Annotated in this window: 22 protein-coding genes; 13 read left to right on the forward strand and 9 right to left on the reverse strand. The window is 64.1% G+C overall.

Annotated elements, in window-relative coordinates; all coding sequences use genetic code 11:
• Window positions 1-100: 100 nt before the first annotated feature.
• Window positions 101-742, forward strand: a complete 642-nt coding sequence (locus RHO23_RS24525) for a hypothetical protein (RefSeq protein WP_123771707.1) — start codon at window positions 101-103, stop codon at window positions 740-742.
• A gap of 96 nt (window positions 743-838) precedes the next feature.
• Here RHO23_RS24525 and RHO23_RS24530 read toward each other — a convergent pair whose 3' ends face one another.
• Both RHO23_RS24530 and RHO23_RS24535 read right to left on the reverse strand, forming a co-directional pair.
• Window positions 839-1,636, reverse strand: coding sequence for a family 1 encapsulin nanocompartment shell protein (locus RHO23_RS24530; RefSeq protein ID WP_423488455.1), 798 nt, complete (start codon window positions 1,634-1,636; stop codon window positions 839-841).
• Window positions 1,633-2,640, reverse strand: coding sequence for a Dyp-type peroxidase (locus RHO23_RS24535; protein WP_423488456.1), 1,008 nt, complete (start codon window positions 2,638-2,640; stop codon window positions 1,633-1,635). Before RHO23_RS24535 ends, RHO23_RS24530 begins: the two co-directional genes overlap by 4 nt.
• Before the next feature lie 42 nt (window positions 2,641-2,682).
• On the opposite strand from RHO23_RS24535, the gene RHO23_RS24540 reads away from it, so the two are divergent.
• On the forward strand, window positions 2,683-3,951 hold the full coding sequence (locus tag RHO23_RS24540) for a M18 family aminopeptidase (RefSeq protein ID WP_070920665.1): 1,269 nt from the start codon (window positions 2,683-2,685) through the stop codon (window positions 3,949-3,951).
• Here the strand turns inward: RHO23_RS24540 and RHO23_RS24545 are convergent.
• Both RHO23_RS24545 and RHO23_RS24550 read right to left on the reverse strand, forming a co-directional pair.
• Window positions 3,941-4,759 (reverse strand): maleylpyruvate isomerase family mycothiol-dependent enzyme, encoded by an 819-nt coding sequence (locus RHO23_RS24545; RefSeq protein ID WP_064407783.1) that lies wholly within the window; start codon window positions 4,757-4,759, stop codon window positions 3,941-3,943. The two genes, RHO23_RS24540 and RHO23_RS24545, sit on opposite strands and share 11 nt — an antisense overlap.
• Before the next feature lie 19 nt (window positions 4,760-4,778).
• Window positions 4,779-5,792, reverse strand: a complete 1,014-nt coding sequence (locus RHO23_RS24550; protein ID WP_064410139.1) for a hypothetical protein — start codon at window positions 5,790-5,792, stop codon at window positions 4,779-4,781.
• Window positions 5,793-5,878: 86 nt separating this feature from the next.
• Here RHO23_RS24550 and RHO23_RS24555 point away from each other — a divergent pair, with 86 nt between their 5' ends.
• A complete protein-coding gene (locus RHO23_RS24555; RefSeq protein ID WP_064407784.1) occupies window positions 5,879-6,307 on the forward strand; it encodes a DoxX family protein in 429 nt (142 codons plus the stop codon).
• Here the strand turns inward: RHO23_RS24555 and RHO23_RS24560 are convergent.
• Entirely contained in the window at window positions 6,304-7,425 is a 1,122-nt protein-coding gene (locus RHO23_RS24560) for a hypothetical protein (RefSeq protein WP_423488457.1), read from the reverse strand. The two genes, RHO23_RS24555 and RHO23_RS24560, sit on opposite strands and share 4 nt — an antisense overlap.
• 44 nt (window positions 7,426-7,469) lie before the next feature.
• Between RHO23_RS24560 and purL the strand changes: the two genes are divergently transcribed.
• From purL to purF, 6 genes are all read left to right on the forward strand, one after another.
• A complete protein-coding gene (gene purL, locus RHO23_RS24565; RefSeq protein ID WP_057969350.1) occupies window positions 7,470-9,755 on the forward strand; it encodes a phosphoribosylformylglycinamidine synthase subunit PurL in 2,286 nt (761 codons plus the stop codon).
• A complete protein-coding gene (locus tag RHO23_RS24570; RefSeq protein ID WP_081346067.1) occupies window positions 9,752-11,554 on the forward strand; it encodes an alpha/beta hydrolase in 1,803 nt (600 codons plus the stop codon). The genes purL and RHO23_RS24570 overlap by 4 nt, the downstream gene beginning before the upstream one ends.
• Window positions 11,554-12,195, forward strand: a complete 642-nt coding sequence (locus tag RHO23_RS24575) for a CPBP family intramembrane glutamic endopeptidase (RefSeq protein ID WP_082822490.1) — start codon at window positions 11,554-11,556, stop codon at window positions 12,193-12,195. Before RHO23_RS24570 ends, RHO23_RS24575 begins: the two co-directional genes overlap by 1 nt.
• A 35-nt stretch (window positions 12,196-12,230) precedes the next feature.
• Window positions 12,231-12,833, forward strand: a complete 603-nt coding sequence (locus RHO23_RS24580; RefSeq protein ID WP_030094219.1) for a hypothetical protein — start codon at window positions 12,231-12,233, stop codon at window positions 12,831-12,833.
• 44 nt (window positions 12,834-12,877) lie between these two features.
• Window positions 12,878-13,264, forward strand: coding sequence for a sterol carrier family protein (locus tag RHO23_RS24585; RefSeq protein WP_064407785.1), 387 nt, complete (start codon window positions 12,878-12,880; stop codon window positions 13,262-13,264).
• 179 nt (window positions 13,265-13,443) lie between these two features.
• On the forward strand, window positions 13,444-14,958 hold the full coding sequence (gene purF, locus RHO23_RS24590; protein ID WP_030094221.1) for an amidophosphoribosyltransferase: 1,515 nt from the start codon (window positions 13,444-13,446) through the stop codon (window positions 14,956-14,958).
• Here purF and RHO23_RS24595 read toward each other — a convergent pair.
• From RHO23_RS24595 to RHO23_RS24605, 3 genes are all read right to left on the reverse strand, one after another.
• Complete coding sequence (locus RHO23_RS24595) at window positions 14,955-15,482, reverse strand: hypothetical protein (protein WP_057969353.1); 528 nt, start codon at window positions 15,480-15,482, stop codon at window positions 14,955-14,957. The two genes, purF and RHO23_RS24595, sit on opposite strands and share 4 nt — an antisense overlap.
• 74 nt (window positions 15,483-15,556) lie before the next feature.
• Window positions 15,557-16,570 carry an AraC family transcriptional regulator gene (locus RHO23_RS24600; RefSeq protein WP_064407786.1) on the reverse strand — a complete coding sequence of 338 codons (1,014 nt, stop codon included), beginning with the start codon at window positions 16,568-16,570 and terminating at the stop codon, window positions 15,557-15,559.
• A gap of 342 nt (window positions 16,571-16,912) precedes the next feature.
• A complete protein-coding gene (locus RHO23_RS24605; RefSeq protein ID WP_064407787.1) occupies window positions 16,913-17,884 on the reverse strand; it encodes an NAD-dependent epimerase/dehydratase family protein in 972 nt (323 codons plus the stop codon).
• A gap of 206 nt (window positions 17,885-18,090) precedes the next feature.
• Here RHO23_RS24605 and RHO23_RS24610 point away from each other — a divergent pair, with 206 nt between their 5' ends.
• From RHO23_RS24610 to RHO23_RS24625, 4 genes are read left to right on the forward strand one after another with little or no spacing between them, the layout of a single operon-like run.
• Window positions 18,091-19,617 (forward strand): ABC transporter substrate-binding protein, encoded by a 1,527-nt coding sequence (locus RHO23_RS24610; protein ID WP_423489290.1) that lies wholly within the window; start codon window positions 18,091-18,093, stop codon window positions 19,615-19,617.
• Window positions 19,614-20,639, forward strand: coding sequence for an ABC transporter permease (locus RHO23_RS24615; protein ID WP_423488458.1), 1,026 nt, complete (start codon window positions 19,614-19,616; stop codon window positions 20,637-20,639). The genes RHO23_RS24610 and RHO23_RS24615 overlap by 4 nt, the downstream gene beginning before the upstream one ends.
• Complete coding sequence (locus tag RHO23_RS24620) at window positions 20,639-21,580, forward strand: ABC transporter permease (RefSeq protein ID WP_423488459.1); 942 nt, start codon at window positions 20,639-20,641, stop codon at window positions 21,578-21,580. The genes RHO23_RS24615 and RHO23_RS24620 overlap by 1 nt, the downstream gene beginning before the upstream one ends.
• The gene (locus RHO23_RS24625; RefSeq protein WP_064407790.1) at window positions 21,577-23,235 is read left to right on the forward strand and encodes an ABC transporter ATP-binding protein; all 1,659 of its coding nucleotides are present in this window, start codon (window positions 21,577-21,579) and stop codon (window positions 23,233-23,235) included. The genes RHO23_RS24620 and RHO23_RS24625 overlap by 4 nt, the downstream gene beginning before the upstream one ends.
• On the opposite strand, the gene RHO23_RS24630 is transcribed toward RHO23_RS24625, so the two are convergent.
• On the reverse strand, window positions 23,232-25,163 hold the full coding sequence (locus tag RHO23_RS24630) for an alpha/beta fold hydrolase (protein WP_423488460.1): 1,932 nt from the start codon (window positions 25,161-25,163) through the stop codon (window positions 23,232-23,234). The genes RHO23_RS24625 and RHO23_RS24630 overlap by 4 nt on opposite strands.
• Window positions 25,164-25,167: the final 4 nt, after the last annotated feature.

The following is a 25,167-nucleotide window of genomic DNA, read 5'->3' on the forward strand; positions in this document are numbered from 1 at the left end:
TAGATGGCAAAGCTCAAACCAGCGTTTATCTGCGTATCTACTGGACAATTGCGCAATTATCCCTTCTTACAGTTATGCTCCCGTCAGCTGAGGAGGGAGCATGTCTATGGGTCAGGCAGCCAGGGGTACGCGGCGGAGCGCGGTGCTCGTCGTATCGATTGTGATCGCGATTCTCGGATTCGCCGCGACGGCGAATGCCGACAGCGCATTGGCCGACAAACCAAGCTCTGAGTTGATGTCCCTGCTTCCGGACGACGCCATCCCGGCGGACTGGAAGGTGGAGAAGGACGATCTCGCCGGTGCGACCAGTAGTGGTGACCAGTTGTGTCACCAGGCTGGTGATGCGAATGGCGCCAAGGTCAACTTTCTGGTTCGTCTGCGAGCGTTGTCGCACTGTACAGAATCGATCGATGTCCTTTACGGCAAAGAGAACCCCGGGGTCGACATGATCGCGTGGGCGAAGTCCATCGCGCCGGCGCAGGGGATGAACACCTTGGAGATGGGCACCGTTTCGGTGCAGGTTTCGTCCGCGCCCGGCCCGAACACCGCGCCGTATCCGTCGGTCACGGCGCTGATGCGGCCCGCCGACATGGACCAAGAGATTCCCGGCCAGCTGATGACGTGGGTTCGAGTTCGTGGACTGCTGGTTGTCGTGCGATCGTTCGCGTGGGATGCGGGTGAGGGGCGGGCGAGGCTCGACCGGGTGGTGCATTCGGCGATCGGGAAACTCCAGGCCGTGTGATCTTCCCGCTGCACACCATTGAGCGACGAGGACGATAACGAATTGCTTTGTCGCACAAAGGTGGGCATACACGAGTGTGTTAGAGCCGGGGCTCGTCTAGGGCAGCAGTGCGACCGAGGCCTCGGCGGTGTAAGCCAGGAACGTCAGGGTCTCCTGGAGGTACAGCTGCACGCTGTCGGCGTCATGGGACAGGTAGCCGATGGTGACATCGGTGCCCAGCTGTAGATCGAAGTCGCCGCCGCGGCAGCTCAGCACGAAGGCGCCATCGATCGCCGGCGCCCAGAGGATTTCCCCGGTGACCAACCGGCGGAGATGCTCGCGGATCGGGTAGCCGCGATCGGAGGCCTCGCTGACCTTTGTGTACTCCTCAGCCGACAGCAGCACCGAGTACGGGCCGTCGACACCGGCCAGACGCAATTCCGACAGTGCCTGCGCAACGATGTCGGGGTACTCGCGGACATCTTCGGGGAGCTTGAGTTCGGGGTTCGAGCTCGACTCACGGATGCCGACGATCGAGGCGGCGGGATATCCCTCGAAGATGGTGCGGTCCTCGGCGAACGCCAGCTTTTTGGCCGCCACCTTGACCGGGTCCCAGTCGGAGTCCTGTGAGCCGCGCTCCACGTCGTCGATGGCCGAACGGCTGATGGTGAACGGAACGCGCAGTCGTACAAGCGGTTTACTCTCGCGCAGATGCGCCTGGACGCCGTCGGCGGGTGCGGCCACGTCCAACAGATGGCCGGTGCTCACCGCCGCGCTGGAGGGGCCGCCCGGCTCACTGACATCGACCACCCGGCGTCCGGCGATATGGCGTTTGAAGGTGCGGGTGGCCTCGGTCTCGATCTCCGCCCACGCCTCATCCGTGATCGGGGCGAGTTCGCGATACAGGTTGTTCATGCCGACGTTCCTTTCAGGCTGCCGATGGATAGGGACCCTTGGTACTCAGTGGATTTCGCGGCTACCTGGCTGGGCAGCGGTGGGGGAGCGTCGAGGAAGTCCGCGGACGGTGCGAAGAACAGCCCGCCGGTGACCGCGGTCGAGAAGTCCAGGATGCGGTCGGTGTTCCCCGGGGGATCCCCGACAAACATGTTGTGCAGCATGCGTTCCGTGACATCCGGGGTGCGTGAGTAAGCGATGTAGTACGTTCCGAACTCGGCCTTCCCCAGCTCGCCGAACGGCATGTTGCGCCGCAGGATCTGCAGCTCGTTGCCCTCGTCGTCCTCGATGACATTCAGGGCCACATGTGAATTCGAGGGTTTGACGGCATCGTCGAATTCGATGTCGTCGAGCTTGGTACGCCCGATCACCTTCTCCTGCTCGTCGACCGGCAACGCGCTCCAGGCGGCCATATCGTGCAGGTATTTCTGGATATGCACGTAGCTGCCCGCGGCGAAGTCGGCATCCTCGGCGGCGACGAGGGCTGCCGACGCGGCTTCCTCACCATCGGGATTTTCGGTGCCGTCGACAAATCCCAGCAGGTCCCGGTTGTCGAAGTACTGAAAGCCGTGTACCTCGTCCACCACGGTGATGGCACCGGCCAGCGTGGCCGTAATGCGCGTGGCCAGCTCGAAGCAGCGGTCCATAGTGCTCGCACGGATGTGGAACAGCATGTCACCAGGTGTCGCTGGGGCGGTGTGCCGCTCGCCACACACCTCCTGAAACGGCCACAGCCGAGCGGGGCGCGGCCCGGAAAAGAGGCGGTCCCAGGCATCCGAGCCGATTGCCGTAACCAGCGACAATCGCCGTGCCGGGTCGCGGAATCCGATGGCCTTAGCCAGGCCGGACAAGTCGGGCAATGCAGCGTGAACTGCTTGTTCGGCTCCCGCGTCGACAGTCACCACCAGGAAAATGGCCGACGAAGACAGCGGTTCCAGAACAGGCTGTGGCACGGGATCGGTCACGCTTCGACCCTAGACCCAATCCAGTCAGCCATCATGGGAAGCGTGACCGCGACCGCATCAGGACTGTGCCAATTCATCGACGCCTCACCGTCTCCGTTTCACGCGGTGGACACGGTGGCACAGCGACTCCGCCAGGAAGGCTTCACCGAGCTGTTCGAGGCGCAGCGTTGGCCGGGGCACTCGGGTGACTACTTCACCGTGCGGTCGGGGTCGATCGTGGCCTGGCGCGGTGTCGACATGGAAGACGACAACGCGGCCTTCCGGGTGATCGGGGCGCATACCGATAGCCCGAACCTCCGGGTGAAGGCCAACGCCGATCGCGTACAGGCGGGTTGGCCCATGATTGCCCTGGAGCCCTATGGCGGGGCATGGGTGCAGACCTGGCTGGACCGCGATCTGGGGCTCTCCGGAAGGGTGCTGGTGCGTGACGGAGATGCAGTGCGGTCCACCCTGATTCGCATCGACCAGCCGATCCTGCGGGTGCCGAATCTGGCGATTCACATGGTCAGCGCCGAGGAGCGTAAGAAATGGGTGATCGACCCGCAGTGGCATGTGAATTCGGTATGGAGCGGCGGAAAGAGCTTCGACGAGTTCATTGCCGGACAGCTGGGGGTCGCCGCGGCCGATGTTCTCGGACGCGATCTCATGGCGCACGACCTGACCGCCGCGGCGCTCATAGGTCCCGACGAGAGCCTGGTCAGTGCCCCGCGTCTGGACAATCAGGCCAGCTGCTACGCCGGGCTGGAGGCGTTCCTTGCCGCCGAGTCCAGCTCGACGATCGTGCTTGCGCTCTTCGACCATGAGGAGATCGGCTCGGTGTCCGGTCACGGCGCCCACTCGGACCTACTGTCGACAGTTCTGGAACGGATCGTGCTGTCCAGCAACGGCACCCGAGAGGACTTCCTGCGGCGTGCGGCCGCCTCGCTGATGGTCTCGGCCGATATGGCGCACGCCACTCACCCCAACTACCCGGATCGGCACGAACCGGGTCACCAGATTGCCGTCAATGCCGGGCCGGTGATCAAGATTCATCCGAACGTTCGGTATGCCACCGATGGCCGGGGTGCGGCGGCATTCGCGCTGGCCTGCGAGCGGGCCGGCGTCCCATATCAGCGGTACGAACATCGGGCGGATATGCAGTGCGGCTCCACCATTGGCCCGTTCGCGGCCTCACACACCGGCATCGTCACCGTCGACGTCGGTGCCGCCACACTGGCCATGCATTCGGTGCGTGAACTGATGGGTGCGCACGACGTTCCGATGTACTCCGATGCGCTGCAAGCGTTTCTGGAGCTGCCCGCTACATCGTGAAGCGCAGGTTGGCGACGATGTGCCAACCCAGTTCCGGATCACCGTCCAGGGTGAATCCGTCGCGGCTCGCGCTGGCTCGCCCACCCAGATGACGGGCGAACTCGCAGGTGTCCGCGGTGAGCGTCACGTGCGGCGCGCCGGAGAGCGTCGAGACGATGCGGGCCCGGTCGGGGATTTCGATATCAATGTTCTGTGCACCAATTCCGGTGAGCACGAAACGTATCCGGCTGCCTTGGGGTGCACCCGCCCGCTTTCCGACCAGGAACGGCAATGCGTTGATCAGCTCGGTGAGGGCCGGCGTCGCCGCCACCGGGTCTGCCGGTGCGGGCATCCCGAGGCTGTCACGCACATCCAATTCGTGCATCCAACAGTCGAAATCGCGGATCTGCATGAACCGGCCGTAGCTTTCCGGCCCCACCGGTGTTGATGTCTCAGCGTTGAACTGCTCCTGAGACAGGCCCTCCAGGATGGCAAGGCGCGCGCTGGTCACGCTGCGTAAGTCGTTCAGCACCGCCACGGGCGGCAGCTTGCGGTAGTAGGTGAGCCACCGTTCGTTGAGGACACCAACGGGATTGTGCACGTGTGGGAGATTGGCGACGGCCTCATCAGTGCTTGGGATCGGGTCGCCGGACAGCAGGCGTTCGGTACCCACTACGTGCGCGATGACATCCTTGACCGTCCACCCCGGCAGCACCGACGGAGCGGCCCATTGCTCATCGGTCAAGGTGGCGCCGAGCTCGTCCAACGCGGTCCACTCCGCGGCCAGAGCGGCGACGACGGGATTCTTGGCGACGATCGTGACGGTCATGGTGCGAGCCTACGAGAAGTCAACGCGGGCAGGTTTCGAATTGAGCGCGCAGCGCGCTCTGCAGGTTCACATCGGGGGCAGTCCTGGGCTGAGGCTCCCGCACGCCCGCGGAGCAGCGTCCGGGACGGACCGTGATCTGGGCATCGCCGATTGTGTACACGGTCGACGTTCCTGACTTCTTGATCAGCTGAAGCTGTTCTTCCGCAACGTGATCCATGTTCCGGTCGGCCAGCTTGGTGAGCTGGATGCTGTTGCGGTCAGGCTGGTTGCGGTTGCCCGGCAGCGGGCCCCGATTGAAGGCGCCGTGGACGGGCGCGATGGCGTCCAGGACCTCCCACAAGTCCAGCTGCGCCGCGGTCGGCAGGCCGTGGCCCGATCGGATGCTGGGTGGATCGTTGGAGTAGATGAAGGAGTTGGTGATTACCCAGTCGCTGGTGGAGCCGGGGAAGTCGGTGCCGAGCCTGCGCACTGCCGTGGCGAATTCGGTGGCGCCGATATTTTCCGGCCGCCGATCCTTGCCGTCGAACAACGTGACATTGAGGCTGGTGCCGGCAGGTCGGTCGTAGGTGGACGGCGATGCCCAGCCCGTGATCTCGTATCCGTATTCGCCCCGGGAGAGCTTCAGCCAGTCCTGCCACGGGGGCTCCGGGGTAGCCGCCGCCGGCTGCAGTTCGACATACATCGTGGAATCCAGGTGATGGCCCTCCGGCCAGCGCCTCACAGTGAGGGTCGCAGTTAAGGACCGGAACGCGCGGGAATCGTGGATCTGATCGGTGAAGACGTGCGTCAGTGCGGAGAGCTGATCGGCGGACGCTTCGCCGCGGACGTAGACGTCGAAGGTGACGCTGGTAGGCCCGAAGCCGCCGTTGCGACTCACGGTGTGGGACACCGACGACACCCCCGCGAGCGGTCGCAACGTGTCATCGATTCGGTCGGCGGCCCGCGAGCCGGTGAAATCGCAGCCGGCGACCAAGGATGCGACGCTGAGCACCAGAACGCCAAGCGCGCCGCCGCGCTGGCCGAACATTCCCATGGGGTGGAGTATGGCGTCTCGGTGCGCCTCGGTGCCCTTGTCGGTCGGCATCAATACTGTTGAAGGGTCGAAATGAGAAGGGACCCGTGATGGCCGAGGCCAAGAGTTTTGTGTCGAGTGTTAACGCCGCATTCGCGGCCCGGACGCCACCGGAGAAGATTGGTCTCGCGCTGACCGCGATCATCGTGCTGTTCCTGTTGGCCGACGCCGTACCAAAGATCTTTGGGGCGCAGTTCGCGCGTACCGCGACGGAGGCGCTGGGCTTCCCGCCGTATCAGACGGCCCTGATCGGCTGGGTGCTGCTGGCGTGCACTGTCGTATTCGCCATCCCGCGTACCGCGGTGCTCGGCGCCGTCGGGCTGACGGCCTACCTGGGTGGTGCGGTCACCATCGACATGCACGAGGAGGCGTGGTTCCCGGTCGTCTTCGCGATCGGCTTCGGATTGTTGATCTGGGCGGCCCTGGCGCTGCGCCGGCGCGAGCTGCTGAAGGTGTTGATCGGGGCAGATCACTAGGAGCAGGTCTCGAACCACTGGCGAAGCTCGTTCTGCAACGGGAACCCGGAATCGAACTCTGGCGAGCAGCCGCCCACAACGACCGAGAGCGTGTCCTTGCCGTACGTCGCCTCGTACTTGACCCGATGCTGATACGCCTTGAGCAGCATCAGCTGGCTCAGTGCTGCACTTCGCCAGGCGGTCTCACCGCTGCCCGGGAGCGTGACGGTGACCAATGACTTCTGGTCGCTGGTCTCCGACTCCCTGACGAGGTTCATCTTCACCGGGGCAATGGCAGAGAGCGCTTCCCAGAGACCGAACTCGGCGTCGGTGGGTAATCCGCGCGAGGTACCGAGTTCCAGATCGTTTCCGTGTGCCGGTGCCTGTCCGCCGGTTGAGGTAGCGGTCCATGCTGCCTCGCGCAGGCCCGGGAAATCGGTGGCAACACGGCGGAAGAGTGACGAAAAGTCTTGTACGCGGGCTTGTCTCGGCTTCCCGTCGGACCATGGGGCTAACGCCACCGTGATCTGTTTGCGCGACTGACCCTTCACATGGCTCGTGTTTACGCGGATGTCGTTTCCGTAGTGCCCCCGGATGAGCGCCCGCCACTCTTGCCAGTTGGGCACGGGTTCGGCACTTTCCATGTCGGTGGTCTCGGAGATCCCACCGCAGTAACGGTCGGGCTGAGCGGCGGTGGACGGGCAGTCGTTGATGGACAGCCGGACGTTCACATGTGCATGCCCGGCCCCGGCCTTCTCTACCTGATGACTGAAGACTTCCCAGATCGCAGTGAGCTGTTCTGGAGTGATCTCAGGCCGGACGTTGGCGTCCAGGTACACCGTGAATGTGTCGTACCAGCCGATTGAGAAGCTGTGACTGGTGCTCTCCACACCGGGCAGGCCGTTGATCGCCTGGGCGATCGGGCGAGACGGGTCGGGCTGACCTGCCGCACAGCCGCCGGCGGCCAGCAGCGATGAACCCGTCAGGATCCCAACTGCGACCAGCAAAGCTGCACGGAGCATTTTCCAAGTATGACGGGCCTGGTCGGAAAGTGTGGAGAACTGCGTGCTCTGTGCATGATCGCGAATCCGGCCAGGCCTATCCACCCTGCCGATATCGCCGCTCCGTACGAGCAGCATGGCATGTAGCGAGGGTAAGTCGGGTTCGACGTTAGAATCTGTTCGTGACTTCACGGGTTGATACGGTCGACAACGCAACAGCCACCCCCGATCACCCGCAGCCCTTCGCTGAACTAGGGCTCAAGGACGACGAGTACGCCCGCATCCGCGAGATCCTCGGGCGCCGTCCCACGGACGCCGAGCTGGCTATGTATTCGGTGATGTGGAGCGAGCACTGCTCGTACAAGTCCTCCAAGGTGCACCTGCGCTACTTCGGGCAGACCACCACCGAGGAGATGCGCTCGGCGATGCTCGCCGGCATCGGTGAGAACGCCGGAGTGGTGGACATCGGCGATGGCTGGGCGGTCACCTTCAAGGTCGAGTCGCACAACCACCCGTCGTATGTCGAGCCATACCAGGGCGCTGCCACGGGTGTGGGCGGCATTGTTCGCGACATCATGGCCATGGGCGCCCGGCCGATCGCCGTTATGGATCAGCTGCGCTTCGGTGCTGCCGATGCCCCCGACACCCGCCGTGTCTTCGATGGCGTGGTGCGCGGTATCGGCGGCTACGGGAACTCGCTGGGTCTGCCCAACATCGGCGGTGAGACGGTGTTCGATGCCTCCTATGCCGGTAATCCGTTGGTGAACGCGCTGTGTGCAGGCGTGCTGCGCAAGGAAGATCTGCATCTGGCCTTCGCCTCCGGCACCGGCAACAAGATCATCCTGTTCGGCGCACGCACCGGTCTGGACGGCATCGGCGGTGTGTCGGTGCTGGCCTCGGAGACCTTTGGCGGTGACGAGGCCGACGGTGCCTCTCGCAAGAAGCTCCCCAGCGTGCAGGTGGGCGACCCGTTCACCGAGAAGGTGCTCATCGAGTGCTGCCTTGAGCTGTACGCGGCACATCTGGTGGTCGGCATCCAGGACCTCGGCGGTGCCGGACTATCCTGCGCCACATCGGAACTGGCTTCGGCCGGGGACGGCGGCATGCACATCGATCTGGATAAGGTGCCGCTGCGTGCGACCGGAATGACACCGGCTGAGGTGCTCTCCAGCGAGTCTCAGGAGCGCATGTGCGCGGTGGTGACCCCGGAGAACGTAGATGCCTTCATGGCCGTGTGCCGCAAATGGGATGTGCTGGCCACCGTCATCGGTGAGGTGACCGATGGTGACCGGCTGCGGATCACCTGGCACGGCGAGACCGTTGTCGATGTGCCGCCGCGGACCGTTGCTCACGAGGGCCCCGTCTACCAGCGCCCGGTGGCCCGGCCCGACACCCAGGACGCGCTGATCGCCGACACTGCAGCAGGTTTGGCGCGCCCGGCCACGGCCGGGGAGCTGCGGCAGACGCTGCTGGACATGATCGGCAGCCCGCACCTGTGCAGCCGTGCCTTCATCACCGAGCAGTACGACCGGTACGTGCGCGGAAACACCGTGCTCGCCGAGCATGCCGACTCCGGCGTGATCCGGGTGGACGAGCAGACCGGGCGTGGAATCGCCTTGGCCACGGATGCTTCCGGTCGGTACACGGTGCTCGATCCCTATAACGGCGCCCGCTTGGCGCTCGCTGAGGCCTACCGCAATGTGGCGGCCTCCGGTGCGACCCCCGTCGCGGTGACCAACTGCCTGAACTTCGGCTCCCCGGAGGACCCGGGCGTCATGTGGCAGTTCTCCGAGGCGGTCCGTGGCCTCGCCGATGGCTGTGTGGAGCTGGGCATCCCGGTCACGGGAGGCAACGTCAGCTTCTACAACCAGACCGGCACCACGCCCATCCTGCCCACTCCGGTAGTCGGGGTGCTGGGCGTTATTGACGACGTAAAACGGCGCATCCCTACGGGATTCGGCACCGAACCCGGAGAAACGCTGATCCTGCTGGGCGATACCGCCGACGAGTTCGACGGTTCCATCTGGGCGCAGGTGGCACACGATCACCTGGGTGGCACCCCGCCGAAGGTCGACCTGGCCCGCGAGCAGCTGATTGCCCAGGTTCTCACCGCCGCGTCGCGGGACGGGCTGGTGTCCGCCGCTCACGACCTGTCCGAGGGCGGGCTCATCCAGGCCGTCATCGAGTCGTCGCTTGCCGGCGAAACGGGTTGCCGCATCTTGCTTCCCGAGGGGGCTGATCCCTTCGTGGCGTTGTTCTCCGAGTCTGCCGGGCGGGTGCTGGTCGCGGTGCCGCGTACCGAGGAGAGCAGATTCGTCGCGATGTGTGAGGCCCGGCAGCTGCCCGCGGTGCGGATCGGTGTTGTCGATCAGGGTTCGGATTCCGTTGAGGTGCAGGGCCAGTTCTCGGTGACGCTGGCCGAGCTGCGCGAAGTCCATGAAGGTGTTTTGCCCGGATTGTTCGGATGAGCGAGACTCCTGGAGTCCCGGTCACGACGAGCACCGTCGATCCCGATGATTGGATCGGCCGCAGTTGGCTGGCGTTCCAGGAGTTAGAGGATCATCTCGAGGACCGGCACCCCTTGGTGGCCTGGGCATGGAATCTGGTGCGGCTGGACTTCAGTGGAATCGCCTTCGGTGCCTTGTTCTTCTGCTTGTCGCTTACTCCGTCGCTGATGCCGCGTACCTGGCTGTTCCAGGGTCTGATTGGCGGAGCCACCGCGGCCATCGGCTACGGCATCGGTGTCGCGCTCTCCAAACTGGTGCTGCGTTTTTGGCTCCGTCACCAGAAATGGTGGCCGCTGCGTGATCGGGTGATGGTGACCGCCAAGCTCGGGGTGGTGCTGCTCTCGGCGGTGTGCTCGCTGGCGATGATCGTGCCCGCCGCACGCTGGCAACGCCAGATCGCGGCGCTCATGGAGACTCAAGGGCCGACGACAATTGAGTACTCAAAATCGTTCCTCGTCTCGATTGCCGTTGGTGCACTGTTTATTTCGGTGGCGCGAGTCTTGCGTGACCTGGTTCGGCTGCTGGCCCGGTTCCTCATTCGACGGCTGCGGCTGAGTCAGGAGGTATCACTTCTCATCGGTACCGCCATCGTCGCGGTGCTGACCATCATGTTGTTCAACGGTGTGCTGGTGCGTGGCTTCTTCTCCGCGGCCAATGCCTCATTCGGTCCACATAACGACACCACCCGTGCCGGGGTGGAACAGCCCACGCAGCCGGAGCGTTCCGGAAGTCCGGCGTCGCTGGCCTCGTGGGAGAGCCTCGGTTATGAGGGACGCAACTTCGTCTCTGGTGGCTTACATGCCGATGAGCTGACCAAGGTGAACGGTCGCCAGGCCAAGGAACCCATCAGGGTGTACGCGGGCCTGGAGACCGCCGACACCGCCGAGGAACGCGCCGACATCCTGGTGCGGGAACTGGAGCGCACCAAGGCTTTCGAGCGCAAGGCGCTGATCATCGTCCCGACCACTGGAACCGGATGGGTGACGCCGGCCGCCGCGCGCGGTATCGAGCTCATGTACAACGGCGACACCGCGATCGTGGCCACCCAGTACTCCTTCCTGCCCAGTTGGATCTCGTTCCTGGCAGACAAGAAGAAGGCGCTGGCCTCGGGCAGGCTCTTGGTCGACACTGTTCAGAAACGGTGGGCGCAGCAGCCGCAGGGGCATCGACCCAAGCTGCTCATCTACGGCGAAAGCCTGGGATCGTTTGCGGGACAAGGTGCGTTCGATGGCCTCGGCGATATCCGTGCGGCCGGCGTCGACGGTGTGTTGTGGACCGGTCCGCCGAATTTCAGCCAGATCTGGAATGAGCTGGTGTCCAAGCGTGACCGGGGCACGCTGGAAGCTCTCCCGGTCTACGACAGCGGATTCACGGCGCGTTTCGCGATAGGCCCCGATATCGACGCGCTGGCCAGGCCGCCGTGGCAGAACCCTCGGGTGCTTTTCGTGCAGCATCCGTCAGACCCGGTGACCTGGTGGTCCACGGATCTGCTTTTCAGCCAACCGGATTGGCTCAAGGAGGCGCCGGTAGGGGATCGGTCTGTCGCCATGCGCTGGTACCCCATCGTCACCTTCTGGCAGGTGGCCGCCGACCTGGCCAACGCCGTCGGTGTGCCCGATGGGCACGGACACAATTACGGCATCTCATCGGTGAACGGCTGGGCGGCGATTGCCCCGCCCGACGGCTGGACCCCGCAGGACACCGAACGCATCCGGAAGGCTCTGGTCGACACCGCGTCGCTCGACGGCCCCGATACGTGATCGCCCGATTCAGGGTGCTCATTCTCGCCATGGCGCTCGTGGTTTGGCCGACGGCCCTGGAACGGGTCCCGCAACGTTGGCGGCCGCTGATCGGGGCGGGCGCCAGCTCGGTGCTCGCGGCCGTCACGCGCATCCCGCTGGGGCTTCGACAACATCCACTGGCGGCCGGATTGCGGCTCGGTGGCGTGGCCGCCTCAGTGGTGGCCGCCGCCGTCGGTGTCTCTCCGGCGCTGGAACCAGTGCGCACGTCCATGCGGGAGCGGGATATCGGCCTGCATCCCGCGGTCTGGCTGGGTCTGCACATTCCGGTGGGCACGGTGTGGTCGGAGGAACTCGCCTTCCGCGGGGTGCTGCAGCCGATGGCAACCGAGGCCTTCGGCCGGGGGCTGGGCGGTGTGGTCCAGGCAGTGGCCTTTGGACTGGCTCATATCCGGCCTGCTCGCGCAGCGGGAGATTCCATCCTGGGAACGGTGCTGGTCACCGGCATGTTCGGCTGGCTGTTGGGCTGGCTACGCGAGCGATCGGGGAGCGTGGTGGCGCCCATGCTCACCCACCTGGCGCTCAACGAGGCGGGCGCGGTGGCAACCCTGTACGTTTCCCGGCCGAATGTCGGGTTGGGGCGAGAAAGTGCGAGCAACTGATACCAAAAGTCGACATTCGGCGGAATACTGCACAGATGGTCTCGAAGTGGATGAGCAGGACCGGTGCGGTACTGGCCGGTATGGCGGTGGCCGCCGGAGTGGCGCTGGCCGCACCAGCAAGCGCCGAGCCCGGAGCGGGCGCGTCATTACCCGTGTTCGTCCCGTATCCGTCGGACTGGTCGCCGGACACCTCGGTGTTCCCGTACAACATGTGGCAGAACCGAGCGACCGATGAGCAGTTCACGGCGCTGCGTGATTCCTGCCAGTGGTTCAATGCGCAGTACGGCACCTTGATGGGTTCGGTGTACGGATTCCAGAACTACCTACGTGATCACCATGACGTCTGGGCGGCCTCGGGGTCGGACACTGTCGGCAACGTGGTGACCGCCAACCTGGACCAGTCCGCGGCGTTCCTGGATCCGCGGGTGCACGCCCTGTACATCACCAACTACCCGGATCAGAGCCAATACTCGCCGCTCTACAACGGTGACTCGTTCTATCACCTGTGGTTCCAGTTCACTCAGATCAGCGACAAGATCAAGCAGCAGTTGCCATCCGGAGTGATCAACGCCAACATCGCCACGGCCAACGTCTACGGCAACACCATTCGGGACTCGGGAATCTGCGACGGGGCGTAGGTTCCCCGGCCGGGCGCCGGCGCTCCACGGATAGGCTGGCGCACATGCCTGCTCGCCCGCCCGACGCGTCCTCGACGCGGGCGGCAGTACTCGCGATCGCGGACTGGCTGCGTGATGCGCACGCGCCCGAGCCGGAACGCGCGGTACTCGCCGACGCCGTCCGATTCACCGCCCGAACTCTCGCCGCAGATGCTCCCGGGGCGTCCGTAGAAGTACGGGTGCCGCCCTTTGTTGCAGTGCAATGCATCTCGGGTCCGCGTCATACCCGCGGTACCCCGCCCAACGTGGTGGAGACCACCCCGCGTACCTGGCTGCTCTTGGCGACGGGTCTGCTGACGTTGGACGTAGCCACCGCCGACCGCACCGTCACGGTGTCCGGATCACGGGCCGCCGAGATCGCGGACTGGCTGCCGTTGGTGCCGCTCGGCTAGCCAGGCGTCGTGGAACTCGTCGCTCTGGGCACCACGATGAGGGCCCCGTAGTGGCCTCGATCACGTCCGCGACGGTATCCACGGGCACTTTTGCCGGGCGCGGCCTGCCGATTCAGCGTTCAGCTACCTTCACCCGTAGACTGATGTGGTCACCCACCCCCCACCAGGGAGCAGCCATAGTGACCGCACAGCCGATTGAGTTGGAAAACGACCCTCGTGAAGAATGCGGCGTATTCGGGGTCTGGGCACCCGGCGAAGAAGTAGCAAAACTCACGTACTACGGGCTGTACGCGCTGCAGCACCGCGGCCAGGAGGCCGCGGGTATCGCTGTCGCCGATGGCTCGCAGGTGGTTGTGTTCAAGGATCTCGGTCTGGTCAGTCAGGTGTTCGACGAGCAGACGCTTGCCGCCATGCTCGGACATGTCGCGATCGGGCACTGCCGGTACTCCACCACCGGCTCGGTGACCTGGGAGAACGCTCAACCCGTGTTCCGGACGACTGCCGCGGGCACCGGGGTGGCGCTGGGACACAACGGGAACCTGGTCAATACGGCCGAACTCACCGAACGGGCGCGCGACGCGGGGCTTATCAACCCGAAGACTCCGGGTATGGCTACGACCGACTCGGACATCATGGGCGCACTGTTGGCGCACGGTGCCGCCGATACCACCATCGAGCAAGCGGCGATGTCGCTGCTGCCCACCGTTCGTGGCGCGTTCTGTCTGGTGTTCATGGATGAGAACACGCTGTACGCGGCGCGCGACCCGCACGGGGTCAGGCCGCTGTGCCTGGGCCGTCTCGACACCGGCTGGGTGGTCGCCTCGGAGACCGCGGCCCTGGACATCGTGGGCGCCTCCTTCGTGCGGGACATCGAGCCCGGCGAGCTACTGGCCATTGACGCCGACGGCGTTCGCTCCAGCCGATTCGCCAACGCGACCCCCAAGACCTGTGTCTTCGAATACGTGTACCTGGCCCGGCCCGACAGCATGCTCGACGGACGTTCCGTGCACTCCACCCGCGTCGAGATCGGGCGCCGGCTTGCGGCCGAGCACTCCGTAGACGCGGACCTGGTGATCGGTGTTCCCGAATCCGGGATCCCGGCGGCCGTCGGGTACGCGCAAGGCTCGGGTATCCCGTATGGGCAGGGATTGATGAAGAACGCCTATGTGGGCCGCACCTTCATCCAGCCGTCGCAGACCATCCGCCAGCTCGGCATCCGCCTGAAGCTCAATCCTCTTCGCGAGGTCATCCGAGGCAAGCGGCTTGTGGTGGTAGATGATTCGATCGTTCGTGGCAACACCCAGCGGGCACTGGTGCGGATGTTGCGCGAGGCCGGGGCGGCCGAGGTGCACGTGCGCATTGCGTCGCCGCCGGTGCGCTGGCCATGCTTCTACGGCATCGACTTCGCTTCTCCCGCAGAACTCATCGCCAACGCGGTGGAGTCGGACGACGAGATGTTCGATGGTGTCCGCACCGCGATCGGTGCCGACAGCCTTGGGTATATCTCTGCCGAAGGAATGGTCGCCGCCACTCAGGAGCCCCGGTCGCGGTTGTGCTGTGCATGCTTTGACGGTCAGTACCCGATCGAGCTGCCGAAGGAAACGGCGCTCGGCAAGAATGTGGTCGAAAACATGCTCGCGGCGACCGCACGGGAGACATCAAGCGACAGCGCGGATCCCGTTCAAGCGCGTTAGGGCTGACGTCCCCGCGGTGGGTACTCCTCAACGACGGTGACGTCCCGAAGCACTTCTGAGTTGGCCTTGATGAGTTCAACCTGGGTGTCGATCATGCCGTCGAGTGCTGTCATGAACGAATGCTGAAGGTCACCGGTCAGGATTACCTCGTCGATTAGGACGAACAGTTCCGCCACCACTGACGGTGTCTGTTCGTAGACGTTGAGCACGACGGTGGCGGTCGCCCCCTGCAATCCCTGCGACACCACCTGATAGCGGCCCCGGCGGGCGGCGAGAAGTTGTGTCGTGTGGGTGATTTCGACGACGACCCATTCGATGGGTGTCATGAGACCGGCGATTCCGGTCTGCGTGGTGAATTCGTCACCGACGGTGAGATCACCGAGCCGGCGAGCTCCATCGGTGAACGCGAACGGCGCGTGATTGCCGGGTTCGATGTCGCTGGAGGACGGTAGCTCGAAGTCGGCCACCGAAGAGATTTCCTCAAGACTGCGGGAGAACTCGAAACGCCGTTCAGCCGATAGCAAACTCTCCCCCTCGGATCGCGTTGGCCCGAGGTTACGGGATGGAAGGGGAGCGTGCGATGACCGAATTGGGCGAATTACTTGACCGAACGCGCACCGTCTCGGTACTGGGCCGGCGAAGCTCCCGTCCAGCGCCGGAAGGCGCGGGTAAAAGCGCTCGACTCCGAAAAGCCAAGGCGGATCGATAGATCGCTGAGAGATTCTGCTCCGCTCTCCAGGCTCCTGATGGCTTCATCGCGGAGTGCGGCGTCCCTGATTTCTCGCACCGAGGTGCCGAACTCGCTTCGAAGGGAACGCTGTAGGGCCGAGGATGTCATGTTCAGAGCGGTCGCGATATCGCTCACGCTTGGAATCCTCTGCCCGATGCTCGATCTGACGATTCGCTCGATACGCTCGGGTAACTGCTGGTCATAACCTCGGACGTCGAACCAGATCTCTTCGGGACGGTCGAGGAGCGATGTTATCTCCGCCTCGGTGCGCAAGATCGGGGCGTCGAGGACCTCGGCATCCAGAATCATTGTGGCCGAAGCACTACCGAACTCGATCGGAGCCCTGAGGATATTACTGTGATCCGACCGTCCGATCGGGCGTGCTTGCGGGACGCGAATGCGTTCGACGCGGATCGACCGCATGGTCAACCAGCTCCAGACTCGCACGACGATGGCCAGGCTCCACTCGGTCACCGTGGCGTCGGGCAGCTTGAGCGCGGATACCTCGATCTCCACGGTGGCGCGATCTCCGGATCTGGTTGCCGTCATGTGCGGTACCAGCGGCATCGCGTCCCGGAATGCCGTCCAGCGGTCCAATGCCGCGCCGGCATTTTCCGAGGTTGCGAGGCTGAACAAGAGGACCTGAAGCGTCTCGGGCGGGACCGGCATGGGGCTGATGCCGAATGAGAGGTCGCGTGTGCGGGCAAGTACCTCGCACACCATGGTTCGAATCTGCTCGCGGCTGAGCACCGCAGGCTCGCCAGTAAGGAATCGCGGTGAAACCTGCACATCCATCAGTATTTTGGCGGGGTCTATGCCCTGTCGCTGTGCCAGTTCCGTCGCCACGGTGCCCCAATGCGGCGGGATGGACAGCTGCTCCACGTCACCTCCAGATTCAAGATTCGAGAGGTGATCTTGGTATAAATTGTTGCCAGTTTCAACTACCACGACGCTGCGGCACGTCAATTGCACGCGCGCGCAGGGCCTCTGCCACCTCGACCAATATGGGCGAATAGCTCGATCCGTTCCCTGACGGGCAGGTTGTCGCGATTTCCCTTCCTATGTCCGTGATTTCGACATGGATGATCCGGCTGCCGCATCCACGAGGTGGCCGCTGACCTGGCCTCCCTGGGCAGGTCAGGGAATTCGACCAGGAGCTCATACGGGAACCTGGCAACGCCCCGAGCGATGTGCTGGTGCCCAATGTGGGGCTCGCGCGCGGGGCTAGAGCCGACCCGAACTGACGAAGAAGTCCACCAGCTCGGTCACCGTTGTCGCCGTGGACCGTGGGTCATAACCGAGCTCGGTCCGGGCCTTGGTGATATCGACGGCGGGTGACACGGTCAGTTTGTTGAATGCGGCGCGGCTCAGTGCGTCGTTCTTCAGCAGCTTGCCGATCGGCTCGATGACCGGGATGGCAGCGTTGAGAAGTCCCATGGGCAGCGCGAACAACGGGCCGCGCTTGCCGACGTGCTGAGCAGCCAGACGGCACACTTGCAACAGGCTGCCCATGTAGCCACCAAGGAGGTAGTTCTCGCCGGTGCGGCCCTTCTCTCCGGCCAGGTAGAGGCCGGCCGCGACATCGCGGGCATCGACAAGGTCGTACTGGCTGTTCACCATGCCGGGCAGTCGGCCGCGCGCACTGTTGAACAGCAGCTGGTTGATCCGCGACAGGTTGGGCAGGTCCACCGGACCGTAAACCCCGGTGGGATTGCCGATGACGGCATCGAGCCCGGACTCGATGACCTCACGCACAGCTACTTCTCCACCCCATTTGGAGCGCTGGTAGACGGGCAGGTCGGCACCCGTCGAGCGCGGCGACTTCTCGTCGATGGTGGCCACGCTGTTGGAGTACGAGTCGATGGAGCTGCAGTGCACCATCCGGCGGGCTCCGACGGTGAGGGCGGCCTGCGCGACGGTGCGTGCACCTTCGGTGTTGATGCGCCAGCACAGCTCGTCTTCGTGTTTGAGGGTGATGACGGCCACCAGGTGGTAGACCACCTCGACGCCTTCGAGGGCCTTGGTCATCGACGCCAGGTCGAGTACATCGCCGGATACCCAGGTCACGGCGCTGCGGGTCTCCGGTGAGCTGGGCACTACGCGGTCGATGGCGACCACGTCATGGCCGTTCTCCACGAGGAGATTGACTAGGTTGGTACCAATGAAGCCGGCGGCTCCGGTGACGGCAGTCTTCATTTCAGTCCCTCATGTGGCTCGGGTGTCGTGACCGCCCGGCGCTGACGCGGACGGCGGGATCGCAACCAACCTACCTAACGCTCGCTTGGTCGGCCTTGTGACATGTATTGCACCGCACCTCAGCGGGTTGGGGCAAGTGTTGCCATACTCGTCGGATGCGCAAACTGGCCGTGGCCGCATCCGTGCTGCTCGTTGCCGGGTGTGGGGTGGGTAGGCCACCGGGAGCTGTCGACGGCGAGTACCTCACGGTGGGCACTACGGACCGCGTGTCCACCCTCGACCCGGCGGGGGCCTACGACAACGGCTCGTTTCAGGTCGAGAACCAGGTCTACCCATTTTTGATGAACTTCACCCCGGGGACCGGCGACCTCAAACCCGACTTGGCGTCATCGTGCGGCTTCAAAAACCCCACGGTGTACAGCTGCACGCTCAAGCCGGGCTCCGTGTTCGCCAACGGGCACAAGCTGACGTCCTCGGATGTGAAGTATTCGTATGACCGCGAGCGCGTGATCGACGATCCCAACGGGCCGCAGTCGCTGCTGGCCAATCTCGATCGTGTTGAGACGCCCGATGACCTGACCGTCGACTTCCGGCTCAAACTCCCCAACGATCAGACGTTTCCTCAGGTGCTCGCCACCAATGCCGGACCCATCATCGATGAAGAGGTCTTCCCGGCGGACCGGCTGCTCGATGACGACGCCATCGCGCGCGCCGAGCCGTTCGCAGGCCCCTACACCATCACCTCGCACAGCAAGAACCAGCTGATCGGGCTGCGGGCCAATCCCACATACATTGGCGGACTGGGTAAGCCGCAATGGGAGCTAGTAGGTATCAAGTACTACACCGGTGGCGAGAACCTGAAGATCGACATCGAGAACCGGGCCATCGATATCGCCTACCGGAGTCTGTCTCCCAACGATATCGAGACATTGCGGGTCAATCCGCGCCTTGCCGTACATGAGGGGCCCGGTGGCGAGCTCAGATACATCGTCTTCAATCTCAAGACCATGCCGGGCGGCACGGATGCCCAGAAGCTCGCCGTCCGCAAGGCGGTGTCCTCGTTGGTCGACCGTGAAGCACTGTCCCGCAACGTGTACAAGGGAATCTATACCCCGGCCTATTCGGTGGTGCCGGACTCCATGGCGGGTGCTACCGAATCATTCAAGACGCTCTATGGGGCCAAACCCAACGTAGATTTGGCTCGAAAGTTCTTGTCCGATGCCAAGATTTCAGTCCCGGTGCTGATTAATCTGCAGTACAACCCGGATCATTACGGCAGCAATTCATCGGAGGAGTACGCGGCGGTCAAGGGACAACTCGAGTCGTCCGGCCTTTTCCGGGTCGACTTGCAGTCGACAGAGTGGGTCGCCTACCAGGAGAGGCGGTCATCGGACTCGTATCCCGTATATCAGTTCGGTTGGTTTCCCGATTTCCCCGATCCTGACAACTATCTGACGCCATTTTTCATGCCGGACAACATGGTCGTGAACCACTTCGAGAACGACACCATCACGCGGCTCATCACCGCCGAGGCCACCGAACCTGACCGGGCCAAGCGCCTGAGCATTATCGGGCAGATCCAGGACCTGATGGCGCGGGACCACATTTCGACGCTGCCGCTGCTCACCGGAAAACAAATTGCGGTGTCGGTGAAGAATGTCGACGGGATCAAGCTCGGCCCCTCATTCAAATTCCAGTTCACTCCGCTGAAGAAGACGGGCAGCACCGCATGAGCACCACGCTGCTGCGCTATCTCGGGGTACGTCTGGCACTGATCATTCCGACGGCATGGATCCTGATGACGCTGGTGTTCGTGCTCATGCGCGGTATCGGCGATCCCATCACCGCGCAGGCCGGTGGGCGGCTCACACCCGCAGAGATCGCCAAACGCAAGGCCGAGGCGGGGTTCGACCGGCCCATCTGGACCCAATATTGGGAGTACCTCAGCGGCGTGCTGCGCGGGGACTTTGGGCGCACGTTGACCGACAAGCGATCGATCACCGACATCATCGTGGTCAACGGTGCCGCCACCCTCGAGCTTGCCACCGGTGCGATCCTCTTGGCCTTGCTGGTGGGTATTCCCTTGGGGCGGCTGGCGGCAACGCATCGTGACAAGGTCACCGACGTGTCGTTGCGGCTGGCGGCGGTGTTCTTCTACGCGGCCCCGGTGTTCTTCGTTGCGATCCTGCTCAAGCTCTTCTTCTCGGTGAAACTGGGATGGTTGCCGGCCTCGGGGCGCAGCACCGTAGGGACCGAGATCGCGCTGGATGCCATGCCGCACCGCACCCACCTGTTGCTGGTGGACACCGTGTTGTACGGCAACAGTGGACATTTCGTGGACGCGCTCAAACATTTGGTGCTACCGGTGCTGGCGCTCGGGCTGCTGACCGCGGGGGTGTTCCTGCGATTGGTACGCGTCAATCTCCTACAGACGTTGCGTGCGGGGTATGTGGACGCGGCTCGCGCCCGTGGGCTTTCGGAGAGAGTCGTCGTGGGGAGGCACGCCTTCCGGAACTCACTGGTGCCGGTGGTCACGGTGATGGGTATGCAGATTGCCATGCTGCTCGCCGGTGCTGTGCTGACCGAAACGGCCTTCGAATGGAATGGATTGGGCTCACAACTGGCGCACTATCTTTCGGCGCGTGACTTCGTCGCCGTGCAGGGCATCGTCACCGTGATCGCGATCATCGTCGCGGTGATGAGTTTCGTCATCGATGTGGTGGTCGCCCTTATCGACCCGAGGGTGAGGTTCTGATGACGGCATCGGTCAGGACACCTCTGGGGGACCGGCTGCGCGGCCTGCCGGGTCTGGGTCTGTTGCGTTCCACGCATGGCCTGCAACGGTTCACACTGGTGGCCGGTCTGGTCCTGGTCGCGGTGTTCATTCTCGTTGCGATACTGGCGCCCCTGTTGGCGCCGTACGGGTTCGCCCAGACCAGTGCGGACGGTGTCGATTTTGTCCGTCAGCAGGCACCATCCTGGCAGCACTGGTTCGGGACTTCGGTGCGTGGTGAAGATGTGTTCTCGCGGGTGCTGTTCGGTGCCCGCACCGCACTGCTGGTCATAGTGACCTCGCTGGCGGTGTCCCTGCCGGTGGGCGTGGCGCTGGGTCTGACCTCCGGTTACCTGGGCGGCTGGCTGGACCGGGTGCTGGTGCTGGTGATGGACGCGCTGTACGCGATGCCCTCACTGCTGCTGGCCATCGTGGTATCGATAGCGGTCACTGGCGGTCAATCCAGCACCGGCGGAGGCATTCTCGCTGCAGCCATTGCCATCATGGCCGTCTTCGTGCCCCAGTACTTCCGGGTGGTACGCAACGCCACCGTTGGCGTCAAACAAGAGCCGTTCGTTGACGCCGCACGGGTCACCGGTGCCAGCACTCCACGAATCCTGTTCCGGCACATCCTGTCCAATGTCACCTCGTCGCTACCGGTGATCATCACCCTCAACGGAGCCGAGGCCATCCTGACGCTGGCAGGACTGGGGTTCCTCGGCTTCGGTATCGAGCCCACCCAAGCCGCCGAATGGGGCTATGACCTGAACAAAGCGCTATCGGATGTGGCGAACGGCATTTGGTGGACGGGCGTCTTTCCCGGTACCGCGATTGTGCTGGTGGTGCTCGGGATGACGCTGGTGGGCGAGAGTCTCAACGAGATCATCAACCCGCTCCTGCGGACCAGGCGGGGGGAAGCATGAGCGAGAAGGAACCGTTGGCTGCTCTGTCGTTCCGGTCGCTATCGGTGACATTCAGCACCGACAGCGGCTCCGTGGCCGCCGTCGAAGATGTGTCATTCGACGTCAGGCCGGGCGAGGTGCTGGCAGTCGTCGGGGAGTCGGGCTCGGGCAAGTCGGTGTCCTCGCGTACTGCTATCCGGCTGCTCCCCGAGACCGCGCGCATTACCGGTTCAGTCCTGCTCGACGGCCGCGACGTGACCACGTTGTCGGCTCGCGAGCTGACAGCCATGCGCGGCAAGGACATCGCCATGGTTTTCCAAGAACCCGGTGCGGCACTGGATCCACTGTTCACCATCGGATACCAAGTGAGTGAGGCAGTCCGAGCGCACTCGGATATGACACGTGCACAGGCCCGCGCGCGTGTCATCGAACTACTGAAGCTTGTACAGCTGCCCGATCCGGAGCGTCGTTACGACTGCTATCCGCATCAGCTATCCGGTGGCCAGAAACAGCGCGTGGTCATCGCGATCGCCATCGCGTGTGACCCCACGGTCATCATCGCCGATGAACCGACCACCGCCCTGGACGTGACGGTGCAGGCCGAAATCCTGGAACTCCTCAGAGATCTGCGTGACAGGATCGGCAGTGCGATCGTGCTCATCACCCACAACATGGGTGTGGTGGCCGATATCGCGGACCGAGTCGTCGTCATGAAACAGGGGAAGGTCGTCGAAATAGCGCCGGTGGAACAGCTTTTCGCTGAACCAGCCGAACCGTACACCCGGGCCTTGCTAGCGGCGGTCCCGCACCTGGGACAGGGAGATCCCGAACATGCTCCCACCCAGGCCGGGGAACCGGCCGAGCCTGTCCTGGAGGTGTCCCGACTGGTCGTGGAATTCCCCGGCCTGCTGGGTCGCTCGTCCTTCCGTGCGGTCGATGATGTGAGCTTCAGTATCGGTCGTGGGAAAACCCTCGGGCTGGTGGGGGAGTCGGGCTCCGGAAAGTCGACCATCGGGCGATGCGTGGCCGCGCTGCAGCAGCCTGCCTCGGGTTCGGTGCGGATGCTCGGGCAGGAGCTTGTGGGCATGAGCCAACGCAAGCTGCGTCCGCTGCGCGCCAAGTTCGGGTTCGTCTTTCAGGACCCCGCAACCTCGCTGAATCCGAAAATGCGTGTGGGTGACTGTATTGCCGAGCCCATGCGGGTACACAGATACGGCGATCAGCGCAAGATTCTCACCCGCGTGGCCGAGTTGATCGATGCCGTACAGCTTCCGGCCGGCACGGAAAACCGTTACCCCCATGAACTGTCCGGGGGGCAACGCCAGCGTGCCAACCTGGCCCGGGCGCTTGCCCTGGGACCCGACCTGTTGGTCGCCGACGAGCCCACCAGCGCGCTTGACGTGTCGGTACAGGCGGCCGTCCTGGACCTGTTCGAGGAACTACAGCGTCAGTGGCAGTTCGCCTGCCTGTTCATCAGTCACGATCTGGCCGTGGTGGATCGACTGGCCGACGAGGTTGCGGTGCTGCGCCATGGTGTCCTGGAAGAGTTGGGTCCGCGCCGCGAGATTCTGCATAACCCCTCCACCGAATACACCCGCACATTGGTGGCCGCGGTGCCGGTTCCGGATCCGATAGAGCAACGCGAGCGCCAACGTAGTCGCCAGCGCAGCCTTTAAGAGTTGCCCGCGGCGTGTTCGTGGGACGGCCCGTCCGTGGACTTCTTGTGGTCGCCGGAATCCGGGCTGGAGCCCGCACCCGAATGTCCCGCCTTGCTGTCGCCGCTGCCCGCTGCCGATCTAGGGCCTGATCCCGACGTGCTTGTGGTCGCCTTCGGTGTGGAGGACTGTTGTCCGCCAAGGCTGCTCGATGATCCGGTGCGTGTGGATGTGCCATTGGTGGCGTGCACCCCGGTGCCGGTGCTTGTGGTCGCCGTGCCGCTCGTCGCGCTATCCGTCGACGACGTCGCCGTCTTCGAGGCCTTCGTAGACGGCGAATCGGTTGCGGTGCCGCCAGTCGGGTGCTCTGCGGGTTTGGTGCCCGTCGTTGTCCCGCTGCGCTCGGCCACCCCATTGGCGCCGATGCCGATTTTCGGCGTGATTCCCGTGGGCTGGGGCACCGAAGTCTTCTGGTCAGCCTTGGCAGGGTGATCCGCCGGTGCGGAGCTCTTGGGGCTCGGCGCCCGTTCGGCCGGGCTGTTGGCGACCGTCACACCGTGCGCTTCGCTGATGGAGACCGATTGGCCGTTGCGCTTGAGCGTGACATCGCGCCCCGCCACCTCGAGGGTCGCTCCCGAGGGCGTGGTGACCGTGATGCCGGTGACAGACTTACCAACCGGTTCACGAGATTGCTTGGCAGGGTTCTGTTTTGCAGTCCCGGGTTGCTCGTCGATGGTCGCGACGACCTTCCCGCCTTCGGACACGGTTGTCGTGCCCCCGTCCCGGGTGAGCGTGGTACCCGGATTGGCCTTGACCTGATCGGCCGTGCGTGGCGCCGACTGGCTGGACTTGAGGTAGTTAGTCACCGCCGAGATGACGTCTCCGGTGTTCAGGCCGTGGTCTACCGCCCCATCTCGCGGCACGCCGGGCAAGGAATGTACTTCCATGTTGACCGCGGTGGAACCCGGTGCCGCTGTGATGAATTGAGCTCGGTATGGCGTGGCCACCATATCGTCCTTGGTGCTCACCACCAGATAGTCGACACCTGGTTTGGTGTCCGGAAGTTTGTCGAGCTTCTCAAGAAATCGGCTGCCGACGGTTTGTTGCGCTAACGACGGCCACGCCAATGTGCTGGCGGCCGTGTAGATCACGTCTTTGACGGGCTTCCAGCCGTTGATATCGACGGAATTGCCGATGGGGCCGATGAAGTCCGCAAGCCCGCTGAAGGTGGTGCCGTGGGTCGACGGCGCCAACTGAACGACGTTGGCGACCCTGTCAGATTTGTCCTGCGCCACGAAATTCTTGATCAGGAGGCCGCCCTGTGAGTGGCCCACCAGGTCTACCTTGCCCGCGCCGGTTCGGTCCAAGACTGTCGCTACTTCGTCGGCGAGTTGTTGGGTGGACACCTCGACGTCACCGAATCCGCGCAGCCCGATCTTTTGTCCGATCGACCCGACGAGACCCTGGAATCCCTTCTGTCCGTATTCGAAGGTGAATGCCTTCATTCCGGCATCGTGCAGGCTTGTCGTCATCGCGTCCCAGTACTTTTGATTCTCAGCGGTCCCGTGTACCAAGACCACCGGGATACTCCCGGGTGTGGGACTGCCGGCTTCGGAGGGGGACGTGAGGGATTCGGACGTGATGACCGCGTCGAGTCCCCGGCCGTTCTCGCCCGGGTTCAGTGCGACGGTGGCGCGCCGGGTGATCGTCAAGGATTCCAGAGGCGTCGAGCTGGAGGCCAGGGAGATGAAGCCTGATTCGACCGTCAGTGTCACCGGACCGGACACGGACTGCTGGGGCCTCACCCGCAGGGCAGCGGGCGTTCCGTCTGTGACAACCAATGATGCGACCAGGGACGTGGCCAGCAGGACGCGCAACCTGCCAGCACGCGGGTGATGTGAAGACGGATTCCGGAGGTCACTGCTCGCGCGGTGCGACGCCGTCGGCATGAAC

The organism is Mycobacteroides sp. PCS013 (genome assembly GCF_049532645.1).
Taxonomy (GTDB): domain Bacteria; phylum Actinomycetota; class Actinomycetes; order Mycobacteriales; family Mycobacteriaceae; genus Mycobacterium; species Mycobacterium gwanakae.